Here is a 21951-nt window from a genome sequence, read left to right on the forward strand (position 1 = left end):
GGAGCGTCCCAGGCGGCATTCCCACGCAGAGCGTGGGAACGATCAACTTCAAGAGGTCAATGATGTCCCAGGCTGAAAAAATCGTTATCGCCGATGCCCCGTTGCGTTGGCAGGATGTGGTTGCCGTAGCCCGCCATGGCGCACAGCTCGAGCTGTCGGCCCAGACCTGGGCGCGGATCGAGAATGCCCAGGCCATCGTCCAGCGCATCGTCGCCAGCGGCGAGCGCGCCTATGGCGTCAACACCGGCCTGGGCGCGTTGTGCAACGTCTCGCTCAAAGACGAGCAGCTCAGCCAACTGTCGCGCAACACCTTGCTCAGCCACGCCTGTGGCGTTGGCGCTCCGCTGGCCGACGAGCAGACTCGCGCGATCATGTGTGCGGCGATCCGCAATTACAGCCACGGCAAATCCGGCATTCATCGTCGAGTGGTCGAAGCGCTGCTGGCGTTGCTCAATCGCGGCATCACCCCGCAAGTGCCGTCCCAGGGTTCGGTCGGTTACCTGACCCACATGGCCCACATCAGCATCGCGCTGCTAGGTGTCGGCAATGTCAGCTATCGCGGGCAGATCGTTTCTGCGCAGCAGGCTTTGGCTGAAGAAGGTTTGCAACCGGTCCAGCTCGGCGCCAAAGACGGTCTGTGCCTGGTCAACGGCACGCCGTGCATGACCGGCCTCAGCTGCCTGGCGCTGGCCGACGCGACGCATCTGGTGCAGTGGGCAGACGTGATCGGTGCCATGAGCTTCGAAGCCCAGTGCGGTCAGATCGCCGCGTTCGATGCCGAAATCATCGCACTCAAACCTCACCCGGGCATGCAGCAAGTCGGCATCAACTTGCGGGCGCTGCTCGATAGCAGTGAAGTGATCGCCAGCAGTAAAGGTTTTCGCACTCAGGATGCGCTAAGTATCCGGTCGATCCCGCAAGTCCACGGCGCCGCTCGCGATCAGCTTGAGCACGCTAAAAAGCAGATCGAAACCGAACTCAACTCTGTCACTGATAACCCTATGCTGCTGGGCACGCCGGACAACTTCCGGGTGGTGTCCCAGGCCAACCCGCACGGTCAGTCAGTGGCATTGGCGGCAGATTTGCTGGCGATTGCCATGGCCGAAATCGGCTCCATCGCCGAACGTCGCCTGGATCGCCTGATCAACCCGCATGTCAGCGGTTTGCCGGCATTCCTGGTGGCCAATCCGGGGGTTAACTCTGGAATGATGATCGTCCAGTACGTCGCCGCTTCGCTGTGCGCGGAAAATCGCCAGTTGGCGCAACCGGCCGTGCTCGACAACTACGTCACCTCGGGCCTGCAGGAAGACCATTTGAGCATGGGCACCAACGCGGCGCTGAAGCTGCATCGCGCGCTGGAAAACTGCACGCAGATTCTTGCGATCGAATATTTGCTGGCAGCTCAGGCGTTTGAATTTCTGAAAGAACAACGCTTCGGCGCTGGCACCGATACCGCGTGGCGTCTGCTGCGTGAACGCGTCCCGGCTTACGACCAGGACCGCTGGTTGGCACCAGACATCGCCGCCGCTGCCGGCGTGTTGAAAGACCCGATTTTGCTGCACAAGGCTTTACCGAACCTCAACTGATTTCTACACAAAAACCAGCGTGCCAAGGCGCGGCTCCCCAAAAGCGAGTCGCGACGGACAACGGATATCTCCGGAGCGTCTGGTGAGTTCATAACAAACTCTCAAAAGGAGCACAAAATGACTGCGCTTAACCTTATTCCCGGCCAACTGAGCCTTGCCCAACTGCGTGATATCTATCAGCAACCGGTCAAAATCACCCTCGACAACAGCGCCTCGGCGCAGATTGAAGCCAGCGTTGCCTGCGTGGAACAGATCCTCGCCGAGAACCGCACCGCCTACGGCATCAACACCGGTTTCGGCCTGCTGGCCTCGACCCGCATCGCCAGCGAAGACCTGGAAAACCTTCAGCGCTCGCTGGTGTTGTCCCACGCCGCCGGTGTTGGCGAGCCGATCAGCGACGCGCTGGTGCGGTTGGTCATGGTGCTCAAGGTCAACAGCCTGAGCCGTGGTTTCTCCGGCATTCGCCGTGTAGTGATTGACGCGTTGATCGCGCTGATCAACGCCGAGGTTTACCCGCACATTCCATTGAAAGGTTCGGTCGGTGCCTCCGGCGATCTGGCGCCATTGGCCCACATGTCGCTGGTGCTGCTGGGCGAAGGCAAGGCTCGCTACAAAGGCGAGTGGATGGAAGCGACCGAAGCGTTGAAAATCGCCGGTCTGACCCCGCTGACCCTGGCGGCGAAAGAAGGCCTGGCGCTGCTCAACGGCACACAGGTTTCCACTGCTTACGCGCTGCGTGGGCTGTTCGAAGGTGAAGATCTTTTTGCCGGTGCCGTGGCGATTGGTGCCCTGACGGTCGAAGCGGTACTGGGCTCGCGCTCGCCGTTCGATGCGCGCATCCACGCCGCCCGTGGCCAGAAAGGCCAGATCGACGCCGCTGCCGCTTACCGCGATCTGCTGGGCGAGCGCAGTGAAGTGTCCGACTCGCATCAGAACTGCGAAAAGGTCCAGGACCCGTACTCCTTGCGCTGCCAGCCACAAGTCATGGGCGCCTGCCTGACTCAGTTCCGTCAAGCCGCCGAAGTGTTGGCCGTCGAAGCCAACGCGGTTTCCGACAACCCGCTGGTATTCGCTGCTGAAGGCGACGTGATTTCCGGCGGTAACTTCCACGCCGAACCGGTGGCCATGGCCGCTGACAACATGGCACTGGCCATCGCTGAAATCGGTTCCCTGAGCGAGCGCCGTATCTCGCTGATGATGGACAAGCACATGTCGCAACTGCCGCCGTTCCTGGTGGCCAATGGCGGCGTGAACTCCGGCTTCATGATCGCCCAGGTGACCGCAGCGGCACTGGCCAGCGAGAACAAGGCGTTGTCCCATCCGCATTCGGTAGACAGCCTGCCGACATCGGCGAACCAGGAAGACCACGTCTCCATGGCGCCGGCTGCCGGCAAGCGTTTGTGGGAAATGGCCGAAAACACTCGCGGCGTTTTGGCCGTGGAATGGTTGGCGGCCGTTCAGGGGCTGGATTTGCGTGAAGGCCTGAAGACCTCGGCGAAGCTGGAAAAGGCTCGCGGGATTCTGCGTAATGAAGTGCCGTTCTATGAGAAGGACCGCTTCTTTGCCCCGGACATCAATGCGGCGACCGAGCTGTTGGCGACGCGTTGCCTGAATGAGCTGGTTTCGGCGAAGTTGCTGCCTAGCCTCTAACCCCACCCACCGATCGTTCCCACGCTCTGCGTGGGAACGATCAAAGACGAGGAATTCGGGATGAAAACTCTCTGGCAACACTGCCACGTCGCAACCATGGCGCAAGGCGTCTACTCGATCATCGAGGACGCGGCCATCGTGACGTCCGGTGCGCACATTGAGTGGGTCGGCCCGCGCAGTGAACTGCCTTCGGGCGAGTACCCGGCTGTCAACGACTTGAAAGGGGCCTGGGTTACCCCGGGCCTGATCGACTGCCACACCCACACGGTGTTTGGCGGTAACCGCAGCGGTGAATTCGAACAGCGCCTGCAAGGCGTCAGCTACGCAGAAATCGCAGCGGCCGGCGGCGGCATCGCCAGCACCGTGCGCGCCACCCGCGCGGCGACCGAAGACGAGCTGTTCGCCAGCGCCGCCAAGCGCCTGAAAAGCTTGATGCGCGACGGCGTGACCACGGTCGAAATGAAGTCCGGCTACGGACTGGACCTGGCCAGTGAACGCAAGATCCTCCGCGTGATCCGTCGCCTCGGCGCCGAGCTCCCGGTCAGCGTGCGCAGCACCTGCCTGGCCGCTCACGCGTTGCCACCGGAATACAAGGATCGCGCCGACGACTACATCGATCACATCTGCGCTGAAATGCTCCCGGCCCTGGCCGCCGAAGGTCTGGTGGATGCGGTGGACGCGTTCTGCGAATACCTGGCGTTTTCGCCAGCGCAGGTCGAGCGAGTGTTCATCACCGCGCAAGAACTGGGTCTACCGGTGAAGCTGCACGCCGAGCAATTGTCATCGCTGCACGGTTCGAGTCTGGCGGCGCGCTACCACGCACTGTCGGCCGATCACCTGGAATTCATGACCGAAGACGACGCCATCGCCATGGCCAAGTCCGGCACCGTCGCGGTGCTGCTGCCCGGTGCGTTCTACTTCCTGCGTGAAACCCAGTTGCCGCCGATGGATGCCCTGCGCAAACACGGTGTGAAAATCGCCATCGCCAGCGACCTCAACCCCGGCACATCGCCAGCGCTGTCATTGCGCTTGATGTTGAACATGGCCTGCACCTGTTTCCGCATGACCCCGGAAGAAGCGCTGGCCGGTGCAACCATTCATGCCGCCACTGCATTGGGCATGGCCGACACGCATGGTTCGCTGGAAGCCGGCAAGGTCGCGGATTTCGTTGCCTGGCAAATCGATCGTCCCGCCGATCTGTCGTACTGGCTGGGCGGTGATCTGGAAAAACGCGTCGTGCGTCACGGCGTCGAAACGAGCGTTTAGGAGAGCAGTTGTGGATAAGGTTCTGAACTTCAAACAAGGCCGCGTGCCGCTGCTGATCAGCATGCCCCACGCCGGTTTGCGCCTGACTCCGGCGGTCGAAGCCGGGTTGATCCCCGACGCACGCAGCCTGCCGGACACTGACTGGCATATCCCGAAGCTGTATGAATTTGCCGCAGAACTCGGCGCGAGCACGTTGGCCGCCGAATATTCGCGATTTGTTATCGACCTGAACCGCCCGTCTGACGACAAGCCTTTGTATGTCGGCGCGACCACCGGTCTGTATCCGGCGACGCTGTTCGACGGCATCCCCTTGTTTCGCGAAGGCATGGAACCGTCGGCGGCGGAGCGCGCGACGTATCTGGAGCAGGTGTGGACGCCTTATCACACCACCTTGCAGAACGAGCTGGCGCGTTTGAAAGCCGAGTTCGGCTACGCGCTGCTGTTCGATGCGCACTCGATCCGCTCGATCATCCCGCACCTGTTCGACGGCAAGTTGCCGGACTTCAACCTCGGCACCTTCAACGGCGCCAGTTGCGATCCACAGTTGGCCACTCAATTGGAAGCGATCTGCGCGCGTCACGGCGATTACAGCCATGTGCTGAACGGACGCTTCAAGGGCGGTCACATCACCCGCCATTACGGCAACCCGGCCGAAAACATCCACGCCGTGCAACTGGAGCTGGGGCAGTGCACGTACATGGAAGAGTTCGAGCCGTTCCGCTATCGCCCGGACCTGGCCGGGCCGACGCAAGTGGTGCTCAAGGAATTGCTGCAAGGCCTGCTGGCCTGGGGCGAAAACCACTACGCGTGACGGATCGTTCCCACGCTCCGCGTGGGAATGCCTCAAGGGACGCTCCGCGTCCAGTGACGCGGAGCGTCACGGGCTGCATTCCCACGCAGAGCGTGGGAACGATCAGCACGTGGCTATCAAGTCGCCACCGTGCAAATCTCGGTCGCCACAGTTCGCTTTTCCCCTCTCGACGCTGCGTAATGTTCTGCGCACGGTGCACAAAGACACCGGGCCCATAACAATCAACTGCCGCACGAGAACGCTCCCTATGACAAGCACCAAAGGTTTGTTCACCCGCTGTCTCTCAATCCTCTGCGGCACCGCTCTTCTGAGCACCAGCGTCCTGGCCAGTGACGACGCGTCCTGCAAGGCCGTGCGCATGGGCGTGGTCAACTGGACCGACGTGATCGCCACCAGCGGCATGGCTGACGTGTTGCTCAACGGCCTCGGCTACGAAAGCAAGCAAACCAGCGCCGTGCAGCAAATCATCTTCGCCGGCATCCGCGACAAACGCCTCGATATTTTCCTCGGTTACTGGAAACCGGCGATGGACAAAAACATCGCGCCGTTCGTGGCCGCCAACCAGGTGAAGGTCATGGATAAACCAAGCCTGGCCGACGCTCAAGCAACGCTTGCCGTGCCTGAGTACGTCGCCGAAGCGGGTCTGAAAACCTTCGCCGACATCGCCAAATTCAAGGACAAGCTCGGTGGCAAGATCTACGGCATCGAGCCAGGCAGCGGCGCCAACACCACGATCAAAACCATGATCGAGAGCAATCACTTTGGCTTGAAGGACTTCAAACTGATCGAGTCCGGTGAGGCCGGCATGCTGGCCGCCGTTCAGCGGGCGGTGAATCGCAAGGAGTTCGTGGTATTCGTCGGCTGGACCCCGCACCCGATGAACATCAATATGAAGATTGCCTACCTGACTGGCAGCGAAGACGTCTATGGCCCGAACGAAGGCGCGGCGACTGTCTCGACTGTGACGTCCCCGGACTATGCCGTTCGGTGTCCGAACGTGAATCGCCTGCTGGAAAACCTGACCTTCACCGCGGCCCAGGAAAGCCAGCTGATGGTGCCGATCATGGAGCGCAAGACGCCCCAGGACGTTGCCAGGCAATGGCTGCGTGATCATCCGGAGGACCTGCAGCGCTGGCTGGCCGGTGTCAGCAGTTTTGAGGGCAAGGATGGCGTCGCCACCGTTCAGGCCAGCCTGAAAAACTGATCACCATTACTTGGGTAATTACTGTCCTGTGGCGAGGGAGCTTGCTCCCGTTGGGTTGCGAAGCAGCCCCCAAAATCTGCGACCGCTACGCGGTCGAACGGGAGCAAGCTCCCTCGCCACAGAACCGGGTTCCAATCCCCAACCGCTGAACTGACTGACACCAGACTCATGGCAACTTACCCGCTATCCGAACAGATGACGGCATTCGTCGAGAAAACCGTCAGCTTCAACAGCACCGACAGCAGCCTCAACGGTCTGCGTCAGGCCTACAGCGAGATGTGCCGGGCATTCACCCCGCCACGTCCCGTCGGGCTTTACGTGGTCGATTTCGAATTGGCCGGTGTGTTGGTGCGGTCTTATCAACCTCCAGTTACACCACCGACCGGTGGTGCCCCGTGCATTGTGTATCTGCATGGCGGCGGTTGGGTGGTAGGGGATCTGGATTCCCACGACTTCATCTGCGCCGAACTGGCATCGACACTCGGCGTGCTGGTGATTGCTGTCGATTACCGACTGGCACCGGAACATCCGTTCCCGGCGGCGTTCGATGACTGCCTGCGCGTCTGGCGCGCGCTGCGGACCGGACCCTTCAAGCTCGATCCCGAGCGTACGCTGGTGGCGGGGGACAGCGCCGGTGGCAACCTTGCCGCTGCGCTCTGTCTGGCGCTGCGGGATGCCGGCGAGCCGTTGCCGGCGGCGCAGGTCCTGATCTATCCGGGGTTGGGCGGTGATAACCAGCTGCCGTCGCGCAGCGAATGCATCGACGCGCCGTTGCTCGCCAGCAGTGATGTCGACTGTTATCACGCCCTGTACCTGCGTGGCAGCCGACAGCCGGGCGCCTATGCCATGCCGTTGCTCGCCGGACACTTCGGCGGACTGCCGCCGGCATTCATCGCTGTGGCGCAATTTGACCCGCTGCGCGATGACGGCGTGCTCTACGCCGAGCAACTGCAGGCCGCTGGCGTGCCCGCCGCTATTCATTACGGGGAAGGGCTGGTTCACGGCTGTTTGCGGGCTCGGGGTCAGGTCGCCGAGGTCGACTTGCTCTATGAAACGCTGCTCGGGTTTTTGGCTGACAAAACATGACGCTGCAAGGGGCATGCTCATTGGCGTAATTCGGGTTTATGATGCCGGACGGCAGAATAATAGAAGTCCCCCCAGGGATGACCTCGACCCCTTACGGAGCGCGCAATGCAGACTTTGTACCCGCAGATCAAACCTCACGCCCGGCACGATCTGGCCGTCGATGAAACTCACACCCTGTATGTCGACGAAAGCGGTTCACCGGAAGGTTTGCCGGTGGTGTTCATCCACGGCGGCCCCGGCGCCGGGTGTGATGCCCAGAGCCGCCGGTACTTCGATCCGAATCTGTACCGCATCGTGACGTTCGACCAACGCGGTTGCGGTCGCTCCACGCCCCACGCCAGTCTTGAGAACAACACCACCTGGGATCTGGTCGCCGACCTTGAGCGGATTCGCAAACACCTGGGCATCGAAAAATGGGTGCTGTTTGGCGGTTCCTGGGGGTCGACCCTGGCACTGGCCTATGCGCAAACCCACCCGGAGCGCGTACACGGTCTGATTCTGCGCGGGATTTTTCTCTGCCGCCCGCAGGAAATCGAATGGTTCTACCAGTGTGGCGCCAGCCGTCTGTTCCCAGATTATTGGCAGGACTACGTCGCGCCCATCCCGCTGGACGAACGCGACGACCTGCTCAGCGCTTTCCACAAGCGCCTGACCGGCAACGATCAGATCGCCCAGATGCACGCGGCCAAGGCCTGGTCCACCTGGGAAGGCCGGACCGCGACCTTGCGTCCGAACCCGCTGGTGGTCGATCGCTTCTCCGAGCCGCAACGCGCGTTGTCCATCGCGCGCATCGAATGTCACTACTTCACCAACAATGCCTTCCTTGAGCCGAACCAGCTGATTCGCGACATGGGCAAGATCGCCCATTTGCCAGGCGTGATCGTCCACGGTCGTTATGACGTGATCTGCCCACTGGATAACGCCTGGGAACTGCATCAAGCCTGGCCGAACAGCGAACTCCAAGTGATCCGCGATGCGGGTCACGCCGCGTCCGAGCCGGGTATCACCGATGCGCTGGTACGGGCCGCCAGCCAGATGGCTCGCCGCTTGCTCGACCTGCCGCCCGAAGAAGCATGAAGGGCCTGCTGCAGCGCGTGCGTGGCGCGCGAGTCGAGGTAGCGGGAGAGGTGGTGGGCGCGGTGGATCAGGGTTTGCTGGTGTTGGTGGCGGTCGAACCGGAGGATACTCGTGCCAGCGCCGACAAACTTCTGCATAAACTGCTTAACTATCGAGTATTCAGTGACGCCGAGGGCAAGATGAACCTGTCTTTGGCAGATGTGGACGGAGGGTTGCTGCTGGTCTCGCAGTTCACCCTGGCCGCTGACACCAAGAGCGGGTTGCGCCCGAGTTTTTCGACCGCTGCCCCTCCGGCCCTGGGCGAGGAGCTTTTCGACTATCTATTAACCAAAGCGAAACAGGTGCATGGCACTGTGGCATCAGGTAGATTCGGCGCGGACATGCAGGTGCACCTGGTCAACGATGGCCCGGTAACCTTCCTGTTACAGACGTGAAAGGGCTTGAAACATGTTTTTCAGGGCATTTCGACTGAAAACAGGGGTTTTTCGCGATAAATACTTTGTTACCCCTGATGCGTTGTAACGCGGCCTACTAGATAATCGCGCGCTACGGGGATCAGCGTTCGTTGGTCCATTTTGACTTAGGTAGAGACTTGTCCGGGACCTGTTGGGGAATCATTTAGCCCCATGGGAGTCGGAACAATGCTCGCCAACCTGGCATATAGATAGCTGGCCGTTGGTTTTTTGATCTGTTTTCGGCGAGGGTTGCTCGTGATTGTTAGTCCCTGTAATGCACCAAAATTGACTGCCAAACGGTTCCGAAGCGCTCTGGTAGCGGGCTCTGCACTGCTCTGCCTGCTCAGCGCCGGCCAGCTTTGGGCATTCAATCTGGATGATGTATCGGCCAAGGCAAAAGAGCTGGCCGGTCAAAAATACGAAGCCCCGCGCAGTAACCTGCCGAACGAATTCCGCGAAATGAAATTCGCGGACTATCAAAAAATTCGTTTCCGCACTGAAAAAGCCGAATGGGCCGATCAGAAAACCCCGTTCAAGCTTTCGTTCTATCACCAGGGCATGCACTTCGATACGCCGGTGAAAATCAACGAAATCACGGCCAACACCGTCGAAGAGATCAAATACGACCCAAGTCGTTTCGATTTCGGCGATGTGAAGTTCGATCCTAAAGCCACCGAGCAACTGGGCTATGCCGGTTTCCGTGTGCTTTACCCGATCAACAAGGCCGACAAGCAAGACGAAATCATGACCATGCTGGGCGCGAGTTACTTCCGCGTTGTCGGCAAGGGTCACACCTATGGCTTGTCCGCTCGCGGCATGGCCATCGATACCGCGTTGCCGTCCGGTGAAGAATTCCCGCGTTTCACCGAATTCTGGATTGAACAGCCAAAACCGGGTGACAAGCACCTGGTGATCTTCGCCCTGCTGGATTCGCCACGTGCCACCGGTGCCTATCGCCTGACCCTGCGTCCGGGCAGCGATACCATCGTCGACGTCAAGGCCCAGATGTTCCTGCGTGACAAGGTCACCAAGCTTGGCGTTGCACCACTGACCAGCATGTTCCTGTTCGGCGCCAACCAGCCGTCGAAAGTGCTGAACTACCGTCGTGAACTGCACGATTCCAGCGGTCTGTCGATCCATGCCGGCAACGGCGAGTGGATCTGGCGTCCACTGAACAACCCTAAACACCTGTCTGTGAGCAACTTCTCGATCGAGAACCCGCGTGGTTTTGGCTTGCTGCAACGTGGCCGCGACTTCAGCCACTATGAAGACCTCGACGATCGCTACGACAAGCGCCCAAGTGCCTGGATCGAGCCAAAAGGCGATTGGGGCAAGGGTTCCGTCGATCTGGTAGAGATTCCGACTGCCGACGAAACCAACGACAATATCGTTGCTTTCTGGAGCCCGGAAAAACTGCCTGAGCCTGGCCAGCCGCTGGACGTCGCTTATCGCCTGCACTGGACCATCGACGAAGCCGCTCTTCACGCACCGGACAGCGCGTGGGTCCAACAGACTCTGCGTTCCACGGGTGACGTGAAACAGTCCAACCTGATCCGTCAGCCGGATGGCAGCGTTGCCTATCTGGTGGACTTCGAAGGTCCGTCCCTGGCAGCACTGCCGGAAACGGCTGACGTTCGCAGCCAGGTCAGCGTTGGCGACAATGCCGAACTGGTCGAGAACAGCGTGCGTTACAACCCTGAAACCAAGGGCTGGCGCCTGACCCTGCGGATGAAAATCAAGGATCCGGGCAAGCCTACCGAGATGCGTGCGGCACTGGTTCAGAACGTCGTGCCTGCCGATCTCGCGAAGTCTTCGGTTCCAGCGTCCAACTCTTCCGTTGCCAAGGCTGACAAAGTGGCTGCCAGGCAAGCGGAAAAAGCGGACAAGGAAGCGAAGGCCGCCGAGGCCAAGCAGGCCGACGCCAAGCCTGTTGCCGATACCAAGGACAAGGACAACAAAGACGCCAAGCAGCCTGTTGCTGCGGACGCGGCCCCAGCCACACCGGAATCGTCCTCGACTGAAGAAGTCCTGACCGAGACCTGGAGCTACCAGTTGCCTGCCGATGAGTAATTCTCAAGTACAGCCAGAGACTCTTGCCGAGTATCTGGCGCATCTACCGATGACCGACCAGCAGCGCGCGGAACTCGCGGGCTGTCAGTCCTTCAGCGAATTGCACCAGCGTCTTTCGTCTTCGACATTTGACGCACCGGCCGAGGCTGCTCAAGCCTCGGTGGGCCGTCGCCTGACCCTGAACACCGCTGAAGAGCTGGAAGAAGCGGAAATGCTGGTGCTCGACGCCAGTGGCCGGGTTTGCCTCAAGGCAACCCCGCCGATCCGTCGGACCAAAGTCGTGCCGGAGCCATGGCGCACCAACATTCTGGTGCGTGGCTGGCGTCGCCTGACCGGTCGTACCAATCCGCCGGCCCCGCCGAAGGACGAGAACGTGCTGCCGGCGGCCCGCTGGCGCACCGTCGGTTCGATCCGGCGTTACATCCTGCTGGTCTTGATGCTCGGTCAGACCATCGTCGCCGGCTGGTACATGAAAGGCATCATGCCGTACCAGGGCTGGTCGTTCGTCGACCTGAACGAAGTCTTGCATCAACCGATCCTGCAAACCGTCACGCAAGTGCTGCCGTATGCGCTGCAAACCAGCATCCTGATTCTGTTCGGGATTCTGTTCTGCTGGGTGTCGGCCGGTTTCTGGACGGCGCTGATGGGCTTCCTTGAGTTGCTCACCGGCCACGATAAGTACCGTATCTCCGGTAAAAGTGCCGGCAATGAGCCGATCGCCAAAGACGCGCGCACCGCACTGGTGATGCCGATCTGCAACGAAGATGTGCCACGCGTGTTCGCCGGTTTACGGGCGACTTTCGAGTCGGTTGCGGCCACGGGTGACCTGGATCGCTTCGACTTCTTTGTCCTCAGCGACAGTAACGACGCAGACATCTGTGTCGCCGAGCAGCAAGCCTGGCTGGACGTTTGCCGCGAAGCCAAGGGTTTCGGCAAGATCTTCTATCGCCGCCGTCGCCGTCGCGTCAAACGCAAGAGCGGCAACCTCGACGACTTCTGCCGTCGCTGGGGCGGTGACTACAAGTACATGGTCGTGCTCGACGCGGACTCCGTGATGAGCGGCGAATGCCTGACCAGTCTGGTGCGCTTGATGGAAGCCACGCCGGACGCCGGAATTATCCAGACGGCGCCTCGTGCGTCGGGCATGGACACGCTGTATGCGCGCATGCAGCAGTTCGCGACCCGCGTGTACGGTCCGCTGTTCACCGCCGGCCTGCACTTCTGGCAGTTGGGCGAATCCCACTACTGGGGCCACAACGCAATCATCCGCATGAAGCCGTTCATCGAGCACTGCGCCCTGGCGCCGTTGCCGGGTAAAGGTGCTTTTGCCGGTGCGATTCTGTCCCACGACTTCGTCGAAGCAGCGCTGATGCGCCGTGCCGGCTGGGGCGTGTGGATTGCCTACGACTTGCCGGGCAGTTATGAAGAGCTGCCGCCGAACCTGCTGGACGAACTCAAGCGTGACCGTCGCTGGTGCCACGGCAACCTGATGAACTTCCGCCTGTTTCTGGTCAAGGGTATGCACCCGGTTCACCGCGCGGTATTCCTCACAGGGGTGATGTCTTACCTGTCGGCGCCGTTGTGGTTCTTCTTCCTCGTGCTGTCGACGGCGTTGCTGGCGGTCAACACGCTGATGGAGCCGCAGTACTTCATGGAGCCGCGACAGCTTTATCCGCTGTGGCCACAATGGCATCCGGACAAGGCCGTCGCGCTGTTCTCGACGACCATCGTGCTGCTGTTCCTGCCGAAACTGTTGAGCATCCTCCTGATCTGGGCCAAAGGTGCGAAAGAGTTTGGTGGCAAGTTCAAGGTAACGATGTCGATGCTGCTGGAGGTGCTGTTCTCCATGTTGCTGGCGCCGGTGCGGATGATTTTCCACACCCGTTTCGTACTCGCCGCGTTCCTCGGTTGGGCTGCGACCTGGAACTCGCCACAACGTGACGACGACTCCACGCCATGGAGTGAAGCGGTCAAGCGCCACGGTCCGCAAACCTTGCTGGGCTTCTTCTGGGCCCTGCTGGTGATCTGGCTGAACCCGAGCTTCCTGTGGTGGCTGGTGCCGATCGTCGGTTCGTTGATGCTGTCGATTCCGGTGTCGGTGATTTCCAGTCGCGTCGGCCTGGGCCTCAAGTCCCGTGACGAGAGCCTGTTCCTGATCCCTGAGGAATACAATCCGCCACAGGCGTTGGTGGCAACCGATCAGTACACCCACGAAAACCGTTGGCATGCATTGAACGACGGCTTCATCCGCGCGGTGGTCGATCCACAGCAGAACGCATTGGCGTGCTCGCTGGCGACTTCGCGTCACGGTCAGGCCGAGCCGATCGAATGGTTGCGGATCGAGCGGGTGCGCCACGCATTGAAAGTCGGGCCTGAAGGCCTGAACAACAATGAGCGTGTGCAACTGCTGAGCGACCCGGTGGCATTGGCTCGCTTGCATGAGCAGATCTGGAATGAAAGCCACGCCGAGTGGTTGCAGGCATGGCGTAAATCGGTGAAAGCCGATCCCCATGCGCCGCTGTTACCGCTCAAACCACTGAGTGCGCAGCCTCAGTTGGCCTGATGAAAAACCCCGCGAAAGCGGGGTTTTTTTTGCCTGATCGTTGCCAGACCCTTGTGCAAACAAGTGAGTGCGTTAGCATCCGTCCCCGAATTGGTGCGCCCGGACAATTTTCTGTTCGTATCTGCTGGTTTCCTAGAGGAAATCCGCCGTTTGCGCGCCTCACAACGCAATGGTTTTGGGGACTTGATGATGAAGAAGTATCTGTCGATGCTGCTGGTCGGCGTCACGGCATTGGTTGCAGTCAGCACGGCGCAGGCCGGTGCCATCGATGACGCGGTCAAGCGCGGCACGCTGAAAGTCGGCATGGACCCGACCTACATGCCGTTCGAAATGACCAACAAGCGCGGCGAGATCATCGGATTCGAAGTCGACATCCTCAAAGCCATGACCAAGGCCATGGGCGTCAAGCTGGAGCTGGTGTCCACCGGTTACGACGGCATAATCCCGGCCCTGCTCACCGATAAATTCGACATGATCGGCAGTGGCATGACCCTGACCCAGGAACGCAACCTGCGCCTGAATTTCAGCGAACCGTTCATCGTGGTGGGTCAGACCCTGCTGATACGCAAGGAGCTGGAAGGCACCATCAAGTCCTATAAAGATTTGAACACCGACGACTACCGCATCACCTCCAAGCTCGGCACCACCGGCGAGATGGTCGCCAAAAAGCTGATCTCCAAAGCCAAGTACCACGGCTACGACAACGAACAGGAAGCCGTGCTCGACGTGGTCAACGGCAAGGCCGACGCCTTCATCTACGATGCGCCGTACAACGTTGTGGCGGTGAACAAGGTCGGCGCCGGCAAACTGGTCTTTCTCGACAAGCCGTTCACCTATGAGCCTCTGGCCTTCGGTCTGAAGAAGGGTGATTACGACAGCATCAACTTCATCAACAACTTCCTGCATCAGATCCACGAAGACGGCACCTACGATCGCATCCATGACAAGTGGTTCAAAGACACCGCTTGGCAGAAGGATATGGAATAAGACTTGGTCAGATAGACCGAGTCGCCCCCAATCGCGGGCAAGCCCGCTCCCACAGGATCAACGTCGTACACAAATGATGTGTTCGACGCAGCCCCTGTGGGAGCGGGCTTGCCCGCGAAGGCGGCCTCCCTGGCGACACAGAATTCGGAATTTTCAGAGCAAATGAAACAGAAAAAAGTCCAATGGTCCTGGCACGTCCTGACCGTGCTCGTGCTGATCGGCCTGGCTGGCGCGCTGTATTACGCGACCTCGCTGATGTCCTACGAATGGCGCTGGAACCGCGTGCCGCAGTACTTCGCCTACCACGCCGAAGAGTCCCAGCGCGCCGCCGATATCTCCACCGTCAGCGAACTGGTGCGCAAGGGCGACAAGGCCGAAGTCACCCTGCGCAATGACGCTGGAGACGAGCAGCGAGTGACCGTCGACGACAACAGCCTGCAAGTCGCCCAAGGCGACGACGTGGCTGAAGGCGACGTGATCGGCGTGACACGCCATTGGGCCGCTGGACCGCTGATGTGGGGTCTTTGGACCACCTTGTGGTTGTCCGTGGTGTCCGGCGTACTCGGGCTGCTGATCGGCCTCGTCACTGGCTTGTGTCGCCTGTCGAAAAACCCGACGCTGCGCGATCTCTCGACCATCTATGTCGAACTGGTGCGCGGTACGCCGCTGCTGGTGCAGATCTTCATTTTCTACTTCTTCATCGGCACCGTGATGAACCTGTCCCGCGAATTCGCCGGGATCGCCGCGCTGTCGCTGTTCACCGGCGCCTATGTGGCCGAGATCATCCGCTCCGGCGTGCAGTCAATCGCCCGTGGCCAGAACGAAGCCGCCCGTTCCCTGGGTTTGAGCGCTGGCCAGTCGATGCGCCACGTGGTGCTGCCGCAAGCCTTGAAGCGTGTGCTGCCGCCGCTGGCCGGGCAGTTCATCAGTCTGGTCAAGGATACCTCGCTGGTGTCGGTGATCGCGATTACCGAGCTGCTTAAAAGCGGCCGCGAAGTCATCACCACCTCGTTCTCGCCGTTCGAAATCCTGTTCTGCGTGGCCGGGCTGTACTTGTTGATCAACCTGCCACTGTCGAAAATCGCCAGCCGGCTTGAGCGGAGGCTCGCGCAAAGTGATTGAAGTCCGCGATCTGGTAAAAGTCTTCGACACCCGTGGTCAAGTGGTGCGCGCGGTGGATAACGTGTCGACGCACGTGGCCAAGGGCGAAGTGCTGGTGGTGATCGGCCCGTCCGGTTCCGGCAAGTCGACCTTCCTGCGCTGCCTCAACGGCCTGGAAGAATTCGACTCGGGCTCGGTGAGCATCGACGGCCTGCAACTGGCCGATCCGAAAACCGACGTGAATGCCTACCGCCGCGAAGTCGGCATGGTGTTCCAGCATTTCAACCTGTTCCCGCACATGACCGTGCTGGAAAACCTCTGCCTGGCCCAGAAAGTCGTGCGTAAGCGCGGCAAGAAAGAGCGCGAGGCCAAGGCGTTGGCGTTGTTGGTGAAGGTCGGCATTGCGCAGAAGGCCAACGAGTTTCCATCGCGCCTGTCCGGCGGTCAGCAACAGCGTGTCGCCATTGCCCGGGCATTGGCCATGGAACCCAAGGTCATGCTGTTCGATGAGCCGACTTCGGCGCTCGATCCGGAAATGGTCGGCGAAGTGCTGGACGTGATGAAAACCCTGGCTGTGGAAGGTATGACCATGGTCTGCGTCACCCACGAAATGGGCTTTGCGCGGGAAGTGGCGGATCGGGTGTTGTTCTTTGATCACGGCAAATTGCTGGAAGATGCCTCGCCGGCCGAGTTCTTCGATGCACCGAAAGATCCGCGGGCGCAGGCATTCTTGCGCCAGGTTCTCTAACTTCAGCGTCTGTACTGACGCCTTCGCGGGCAAGCCCGCTCCCACAGTATTTTCGGTGTTAATGCTATTTGCGCCACACCGCTGAATCCTGTGGGAGCGGGCTTGCCCGCGAATGCGTCACCTCGGTGTTGCGCTATCCCGAGGTATTCGGATCACCTCAAACCTTGAACCTGCCCACCAGCATCTGCAGATGCGTCCCCAACCGCGCCAGCTCAATGCTGGACGCCGCGGTCTCTTCACTGGCTGCCGAGGTCTGCTCGGACACGTCGCGCACGTTCAGCACGCTACGGTTGATCTCTTCGGCTACTGCGGTTTGCTGCTCGGCAGCGGCGGCGATCTGCTGGTTCATCGACTGAATCGCCGACACGGTACGGGTGATGCTTTCCAGCGAGCTGCCGGCGCGGCGGGTCAGCTCAACGCTGCTGTCGGTCAGGCTGCGGCTGTTGTCCATGATGGTTGCCACTTGCTGGGTGCCGGTTTGCAGGCCGACGATCAGCTCTTCGATTTCTTCGGTGGACTTCTGGGTGCGCTGGGCCAGGCTGCGGACTTCGTCGGCGACTACCGCGAAACCACGTCCGGCCTCGCCGGCACGGGCGGCTTCAATCGCGGCGTTAAGCGCCAACAGGTTGGTTTGCTGGGCCACGGATTTGATCACGTCGAGCACGCTGCCGATCTTGTCGCTCTCGCGTTTGAGATCGCCCATGGCTGCGGTGGAGTTGCCGACTTCGAGGGCCAGGCGCTCGATCTGGGCGATGGCTTCGCCGACCACTTTGTCGCCTTCGCGGGCCTGTTGATCGGCGGCGACGGCGGCTTCAGAGGCTTCTTCGGCGTTACGCGCGACTTCCTGCACGGTGGCGGTCATTTCGTTCATCGCGGTGGCCACCTGGTCGGTCTCGACCTTCTGGCTGTTGACCCCGGCGCTGGTTTGCTCGGTGACGGCCGACAACTCTTCGGCGGCGCTGGCGATTTGCGTGACGCCATCGCTGATGCCGCCGATCAGTTCGCGCAGGCCCAGGGTCATGCTCTGCATGGCGCGCTGGAGCTGGCCGAGTTCGTCGCGACGTTCGGAAACAAGGTTTTGCGTCAGGTCGCCGGCCGCTACGCGCTCGGCCACTTTGAGGGTCTGGTTCAACGGGATCACGATCTGGCGAGTGATCGCCCAGGCCGCCAGCAAACCAAACGCCAAGGCGAGAACGGTGGCCATCAGCAGCAGGTTCTTGGCGTGCGCAGCGTCAGTGTCCCGGACGATGGTTTGCGACACGGTGAGTTTTTTGCTGACGTCGAGCAGGATTTCGCCTTGCTCGGCCATGCGCTTGAGGGCGGCGGCGCTGGCAACTTGAGAGTCGCGGAACTGGCTGACGGCGGCGCGGTAGGCTTTTAGTGAGTCGGTTGCCTGTTGCAGGTTGGCGATGTGCTGCTCCGGCAGTCTGGACGGCAGGCCTTCGAGGTTCTTCAGGGCGTTGTCGATAGCGTCCAGCGCCGGTTGCTCGGCCTCGGTCTTGCCGCTGTAGGTGTAGCCGCGGACCTGGAAGCGCGCTTGCTGAATCAGCTTGCTCAAGTCGATCACGCTGTTGAAGTCGGCGACGCTGTCGCCTTGTAGCATGGATTTTTCGACTTCAGCGACGCGGGCCACGGCGTTGTCGGCGGTAGCACCGAGTTTGCTGCGGGCGTCCTCGCGATTGGCGCCGGCCTGGGTCATGGCGGTGAACGCTTTTTTGTACTCGCTGACAGCGGCCAGTTGTTGATCAATCATCGCCACGTCAGAAGGTTGCTCGATCAGTGTGCGAGCGGTTTGCAGGCCGGCGTCGAGTTTGGCGAGCATGTCGTTGACGGCGCCCGGGCCTTGTTCGCCACGGCGCATATCGTAGTCCATGCGGGCCAGCCGCAGGTCTTTGGTCAGCTCATTGACGCTGGCAATGAACCCGAGCTTGTCACCACGGCTCATCACACCTGTCAGGCCGGTCCAGCCTGTAAAAGTGATCAGCAATGTCAGCAGCAGCACCAGACCGAAGCCGATCCCCAGTTTGCGATTGACGCTTACGTTTCCCAGATTCTCGGCTAGCCAACGGTACATGCTGCTACTCCCTCGGACCACTAATTGGTTTTATGGAGACTGTATCGGCAGGTGGCCGGGAATCTGTAGCCGTAACGCGGTATTCGGGTCGAGTAAATCCCTGTGGCGAGGGAGCTTGCTCCCGTTCGGCTGCGGAGCAGTCGTAAACCGATGGATACGGTCTGGCTGGATAAAAGCGGTGGCCGCTGCGCGCCCAAGCGGGAGCAAGCTCCCTCGCCACAGTGGACCGTGTTTGGGATTAGAAGAGTCGGGCGAGCAGCGCGGTGACGGCGGTTTCGACCCGCAGGATGCGCTCGCCGAGTTGTACAGGTTGCAGGCCGGCCTTGCCCAGCAGGTCGATTTCGTAAGGAATCCAGCCGCCTTCGGGGCCGATGGCCAGGGTTACCGGTTCGTTCAGGCCACGAGGGCAGGGCGGGTAGTTGCCGGGGTGGCCGACGAGGCCGAGGGTGCCGTCAGTGATCGCCGGCAGACGGTCTTCGACGAACGGCTTGAAGCGTTTCTCAATGACGATTTCCGGCAGCACGCTGTCCCGGGCCTGTTCGAGGCCGAGAATCAACTGCTCGCGAATCGCCTCGGGCTCCAGAAACGGCGTTTGCCAGAAGCTCTTCTCGACGCGATAGCTGTTTACCAGAATGATTCGTGGCACACCCATGGCCGCCACGGTCTGAAACACCCTGCGCAGCATTTTCGGCCGTGGCAGGGCCAACACCAGCGTCAGTGGCAGCTTGGTCGGTGGCGGCTGGTCGAGGGTGACGCGCAGTTCGGCTTCGTCGGCGTCCAGACGCAGCACTTCGGCTGAGCCCATCAGCCCGCCGATACGCCCGACGCGCATGCTGTCGCCGACGACGGAGCGATGAACTTCCTGCATGTGCGTCAACCGGCGATCACGCAGGATCACCCGGTCGGCCGCAATGAAGTCGGCCTCGATGAGGAGCAGCAGGTTCACGGCTGGGTCGCTGGCGGCTGGTCGTTGTGATCGTCAGCCGGCTGGTCGTCCGGGTGTTCGCCGCGCTTGCTGATCAGGCCGCCGAACAGGATGCCGATCTCGAACAGCAGCCACATCGGCACCGCCAACAGTGTCTGCGAGAAGATGTCCGGCGGTGTCAGGATCATGCCGACCACGAAGCAGCCGATGATCACGTACGGGCGGATTTTCTTCAGGTATTTGACGTCGACCACGCCGATCCACACCAGCAGCACCACGGCTACCGGGATCTCGAACGCCACGCCGAAGGCGAAGAACAGCGTCATGACGAAGTCGAGGTAGCTGCTGATATCGGTCATCATTTCCACGCCGGCCGGGGTGGCAGCGGCGAAGAATTTGAAGATCAGCGGGAACACCAGGTAATAGGCGAACGCCATGCCGGCGTAGAACAGCATGATGCTGGACACCAGCAACGGTACTGCGATGCGCTTCTCGTGCTTGTACAGGCCTGGCGCAATGAAGCCCCAGATCTGATGCAGGATCACCGGGATCGCCAGGAACAGCGACACCATCATCGTCAGTTTCAGCGGCGTCAGGAACGGCGACGACACGTCAGTGGCGATCATCGTAGCGCCCACGGGCAGATACTGGCGCAGTGGCGTGGAGACGAAGGTGTAGATCTGCTGGGTGAAGGCGAACAGCCCGGCGAAGATGATGAAGATCGCCGCTACGCAACGCAGCAGGCGGGTACGCAACTCGGTGAGGTGCGAAACCAGCGGCATGTGCTGGTCATTTTCAGGAAGATCGCTCATGGGGCTCGCGGCGGCAGTGTTGGGTCATGAGGGGCCGGCACAACAGGCGCAGCCGCAGGCGTGGCAGGTTCAACCGGTGGCGTTGCAACAACGGGCGCAGACTCGGTGGCTGCTACAACGGGTGCAGGCACGACGCCAGGAGCATGAATCGTCTGCTCCGCGACCGGCTCAACCGGCTGAACCGGTGTGGCTTCCTGCTGGGTTGGCGTGAAGATCTTCCGCGCCTCCTGTTCCAGCGACAGAATGTGCTCGTTGTGCAGTTGCCGACGAATCTCGTCGGCACCGATTTCACGTTCAACTTCCTGTTTGATCGCGTTGAAGCTGCGCTTCAGACGACCGACCCACAGGCCGGCGGTGCGCGCAGCACCCGGCAGACGCTCGGGACCCAGCACCAGCAGGGCGACGAGGCCGACGAGCAGCAGTTCAGAGAAGCTGATACCAAACATTAGTCAGTGCTCACACGTCTTTGCGGATCGGCTCTTCGACTTTTTGCGCCTGCACGTCGATGGTGTGCGGCTGATTCACGGACTGCTGTGGCTGAACCGGTGGCACCGGCTGTGCTGGAGTAACAGTCGGATCGGCCGGTTTTTCGTCGTCGTTCATGGCTTTCTTGAAGCCCTTGATCGACTCGCCCACGTCAGTGCCGAGGTTTTTCAGTTTCTTGGTGCCGAACACCAAAACGACAACAACCAAAATGACGATCCAGTGTTTCCAGTCAAAAATACCCATGTTGCTGCTCCTCTCTAATAGTTGTTCAGGCGGACGGGCGCGAGGCTTTCTCGGCGTGTCCGGACAGACCGAAACGACGGTCCAGTTCATCGAGTACAGCCTGTGGATGCTGCCCCAGTTGGGCGAGCATGACCATGCTGTGGAACCACAGATCGGCGGTCTCGTAGATCACATCGCTGCAGTCGCCGCTGATGGCGGCGTCCTTGGCGGCAATGATGGTCTCGACCGACTCTTCGCCGACTTTTTCCAGAATCTTGTTCAAGCCTTTGTGGTACAGGCTGGCGACATACGAGCTGTCGGCGGCGGCGCCTTTGCGCTCTTCCAGCACCTCGGCCAGACGGGTCAACGTGTCACTCATGGCTGTGTCCTGCGGAATAGATGGCGTGCGGGTCTTTCAGAACCGGGTCGACGGTTTTCCAGTCGCCGTTCTCGAAGACGCGGTAGAAGCAGCTCTGGCGGCCGGTATGGCAGGCGATGTCGCCGATCTGCTCGACCATCAGGATGATCACATCGGCGTCACAGTCCAGGCGCATCTCATGCAGCGTTTGCACGTGGCCGGACTCTTCGCCCTTGCGCCACAACTTGCCACGGGAACGTGACCAGTAAATGGCACGGTTCTCGGCAGCGCTCAGTTCCAGTGCTTCGCGGTTCATCCAGGCCATCATCAGGACGCGCCCGGTCTTGTGATCCTGGGCAATCGCCGGCACCAGGCCGTCTGCGTCCCACTTGATCTCGTCCAGCCAGTTTCTCATCTTCGACTCCGATGCAGGCCACACTTCATGAATAGAAGCCTACGTGAAATTCAGC

20 protein-coding genes are annotated in these 21951 nt (G+C 60.7%); 13 read left to right on the plus strand and 7 right to left on the minus strand.

Annotated elements, in window-relative coordinates; translation table 11 throughout:
- Positions 1-62: 62 nt before the first annotated feature.
- The 13 genes from hutH (ACYZT8_RS01495) to ACYZT8_RS01555 all read left to right on the plus strand — a co-directional run bounded on the left by hutH (ACYZT8_RS01495) (position 63) and on the right by ACYZT8_RS01555 (position 16604).
- Positions 63-1586 (plus strand): histidine ammonia-lyase, encoded by a 1524-nt coding sequence (hutH, locus tag ACYZT8_RS01495; RefSeq protein ID WP_461978653.1) that lies wholly within the window; start codon positions 63-65, stop codon positions 1584-1586.
- Positions 1587-1703: 117 nt separating this feature from the next.
- Positions 1704-3236: a histidine ammonia-lyase gene (gene hutH, locus ACYZT8_RS01500; RefSeq protein WP_461978655.1), complete on the plus strand. Its 1533-nt coding sequence runs from the start codon at positions 1704-1706 to the stop codon at positions 3234-3236.
- A 60-nt stretch (positions 3237-3296) separates the two neighbouring features.
- Positions 3297-4502, plus strand: a complete 1206-nt coding sequence (gene hutI / locus ACYZT8_RS01505; protein ID WP_461978657.1) for an imidazolonepropionase — start codon at positions 3297-3299, stop codon at positions 4500-4502.
- Positions 4503-4512: 10 nt separating this feature from the next.
- Complete coding sequence (gene hutG, locus ACYZT8_RS01510; RefSeq protein WP_461978659.1) at positions 4513-5313, plus strand: N-formylglutamate deformylase; 801 nt, start codon at positions 4513-4515, stop codon at positions 5311-5313.
- 247 nt (positions 5314-5560) lie between these two features.
- Positions 5561-6517, plus strand: coding sequence for a choline ABC transporter substrate-binding protein (locus ACYZT8_RS01515; RefSeq protein WP_461978661.1), 957 nt, complete (start codon positions 5561-5563; stop codon positions 6515-6517).
- 168 nt (positions 6518-6685) lie between these two features.
- Positions 6686-7603: an alpha/beta hydrolase gene (locus ACYZT8_RS01520; protein ID WP_461978663.1), complete on the plus strand. Its 918-nt coding sequence runs from the start codon at positions 6686-6688 to the stop codon at positions 7601-7603.
- A gap of 105 nt (positions 7604-7708) precedes the next feature.
- Positions 7709-8680 (plus strand): prolyl aminopeptidase, encoded by a 972-nt coding sequence (gene pip / locus ACYZT8_RS01525; RefSeq protein WP_461956764.1) that lies wholly within the window; start codon positions 7709-7711, stop codon positions 8678-8680.
- Positions 8677-9114, plus strand: coding sequence for a D-aminoacyl-tRNA deacylase (gene dtd, locus ACYZT8_RS01530; RefSeq protein WP_461978665.1), 438 nt, complete (start codon positions 8677-8679; stop codon positions 9112-9114). Before pip ends, dtd begins: the two co-directional genes overlap by 4 nt.
- A gap of 276 nt (positions 9115-9390) precedes the next feature.
- Positions 9391-11205: a glucan biosynthesis protein G gene (locus tag ACYZT8_RS01535; RefSeq protein ID WP_461978667.1), complete on the plus strand. Its 1815-nt coding sequence runs from the start codon at positions 9391-9393 to the stop codon at positions 11203-11205.
- Positions 11198-13768 carry a glucans biosynthesis glucosyltransferase MdoH gene (mdoH, locus tag ACYZT8_RS01540; RefSeq protein ID WP_461978669.1) on the plus strand — a complete coding sequence of 857 codons (2571 nt, stop codon included), beginning with the start codon at positions 11198-11200 and terminating at the stop codon, positions 13766-13768. The genes ACYZT8_RS01535 and mdoH overlap by 8 nt, the downstream gene beginning before the upstream one ends.
- 189 nt (positions 13769-13957) lie before the next feature.
- On the plus strand, positions 13958-14755 hold the full coding sequence (locus ACYZT8_RS01545) for a transporter substrate-binding domain-containing protein (RefSeq protein WP_461982342.1): 798 nt from the start codon (positions 13958-13960) through the stop codon (positions 14753-14755).
- Positions 14756-14917: 162 nt separating this feature from the next.
- A complete protein-coding gene (locus tag ACYZT8_RS01550) occupies positions 14918-15877 on the plus strand; it encodes an amino acid ABC transporter permease (RefSeq protein ID WP_461978671.1) in 960 nt (319 codons plus the stop codon).
- On the plus strand, positions 15870-16604 hold the full coding sequence (locus ACYZT8_RS01555) for an amino acid ABC transporter ATP-binding protein (RefSeq protein WP_461978673.1): 735 nt from the start codon (positions 15870-15872) through the stop codon (positions 16602-16604). The genes ACYZT8_RS01550 and ACYZT8_RS01555 overlap by 8 nt, the downstream gene beginning before the upstream one ends.
- Before the next feature lie 157 nt (positions 16605-16761).
- Here ACYZT8_RS01555 and ACYZT8_RS01560 read toward each other — a convergent pair whose 3' ends face one another.
- The 7 genes from ACYZT8_RS01560 to hisI form a co-directional block, all read right to left on the minus strand.
- Positions 16762-18678: a methyl-accepting chemotaxis protein gene (locus ACYZT8_RS01560; protein ID WP_461978675.1), complete on the minus strand. Its 1917-nt coding sequence runs from the start codon at positions 18676-18678 to the stop codon at positions 16762-16764.
- Positions 18679-18916: 238 nt separating this feature from the next.
- Positions 18917-19624: a 16S rRNA (uracil(1498)-N(3))-methyltransferase gene (locus ACYZT8_RS01565; RefSeq protein WP_461978677.1), complete on the minus strand. Its 708-nt coding sequence runs from the start codon at positions 19622-19624 to the stop codon at positions 18917-18919.
- Positions 19621-20415, minus strand: coding sequence for a twin-arginine translocase subunit TatC (tatC, locus tag ACYZT8_RS01570; protein WP_131061476.1), 795 nt, complete (start codon positions 20413-20415; stop codon positions 19621-19623). Before tatC ends, ACYZT8_RS01565 begins: the two co-directional genes overlap by 4 nt.
- Positions 20412-20861, minus strand: coding sequence for a Sec-independent protein translocase protein TatB (gene tatB, locus ACYZT8_RS01575; RefSeq protein ID WP_461978680.1), 450 nt, complete (start codon positions 20859-20861; stop codon positions 20412-20414). Before tatB ends, tatC begins: the two co-directional genes overlap by 4 nt.
- Before the next feature lie 10 nt (positions 20862-20871).
- Complete coding sequence (locus ACYZT8_RS01580; protein ID WP_150763379.1) at positions 20872-21144, minus strand: twin-arginine translocase TatA/TatE family subunit; 273 nt, start codon at positions 21142-21144, stop codon at positions 20872-20874.
- A 25-nt stretch (positions 21145-21169) separates the two neighbouring features.
- Complete coding sequence (locus ACYZT8_RS01585; protein WP_008047820.1) at positions 21170-21502, minus strand: phosphoribosyl-ATP diphosphatase; 333 nt, start codon at positions 21500-21502, stop codon at positions 21170-21172.
- Positions 21495-21896, minus strand: a complete 402-nt coding sequence (gene hisI, locus ACYZT8_RS01590) for a phosphoribosyl-AMP cyclohydrolase (RefSeq protein ID WP_461978682.1) — start codon at positions 21894-21896, stop codon at positions 21495-21497. The genes ACYZT8_RS01585 and hisI overlap by 8 nt, the downstream gene beginning before the upstream one ends.
- Positions 21897-21951: the final 55 nt, after the last annotated feature.

This window comes from Pseudomonas sp. LB3P93, from assembly GCF_054898025.1.

Coding starts and splice junctions, on each gene's coding strand:
- ACYZT8_RS01520 (WP_461978663.1), top strand. CDS start 6,686: ATGGCAACTTACCCGCTATCCGAACAGATGACGGCATTCGTCGAGAAA.
- ACYZT8_RS01515 (WP_461978661.1), top strand. CDS start 5,561: ATGACAAGCACCAAAGGTTTGTTCACCCGCTGTCTCTCAATCCTCTGC.
- ACYZT8_RS01585 (WP_008047820.1), bottom strand. CDS start 21,502: ATGAGTGACACGTTGACCCGTCTGGCCGAGGTGCTGGAAGAGCGCAAA.
- hisI (WP_461978682.1), bottom strand. CDS start 21,896: ATGAGAAACTGGCTGGACGAGATCAAGTGGGACGCAGACGGCCTGGTG.
- ACYZT8_RS01550 (WP_461978671.1), top strand. CDS start 14,918: ATGAAACAGAAAAAAGTCCAATGGTCCTGGCACGTCCTGACCGTGCTC.
- mdoH (WP_461978669.1), top strand. CDS start 11,198: ATGAGTAATTCTCAAGTACAGCCAGAGACTCTTGCCGAGTATCTGGCG.
- ACYZT8_RS01580 (WP_150763379.1), bottom strand. CDS start 21,144: ATGGGTATTTTTGACTGGAAACACTGGATCGTCATTTTGGTTGTTGTC.
- pip (WP_461956764.1), top strand. CDS start 7,709: ATGCAGACTTTGTACCCGCAGATCAAACCTCACGCCCGGCACGATCTG.
- hutH (WP_461978655.1), top strand. CDS start 1,704: ATGACTGCGCTTAACCTTATTCCCGGCCAACTGAGCCTTGCCCAACTG.
- tatB (WP_461978680.1), bottom strand. CDS start 20,861: ATGTTTGGTATCAGCTTCTCTGAACTGCTGCTCGTCGGCCTCGTCGCC.
- ACYZT8_RS01545 (WP_461982342.1), top strand. CDS start 13,958: ATGAAGAAGTATCTGTCGATGCTGCTGGTCGGCGTCACGGCATTGGTT.
- hutH (WP_461978653.1), top strand. CDS start 63: ATGTCCCAGGCTGAAAAAATCGTTATCGCCGATGCCCCGTTGCGTTGG.
- hutI (WP_461978657.1), top strand. CDS start 3,297: ATGAAAACTCTCTGGCAACACTGCCACGTCGCAACCATGGCGCAAGGC.
- tatC (WP_131061476.1), bottom strand. CDS start 20,415: ATGAGCGATCTTCCTGAAAATGACCAGCACATGCCGCTGGTTTCGCAC.
- dtd (WP_461978665.1), top strand. CDS start 8,677: ATGAAGGGCCTGCTGCAGCGCGTGCGTGGCGCGCGAGTCGAGGTAGCG.
- ACYZT8_RS01560 (WP_461978675.1), bottom strand. CDS start 18,678: ATGTACCGTTGGCTAGCCGAGAATCTGGGAAACGTAAGCGTCAATCGC.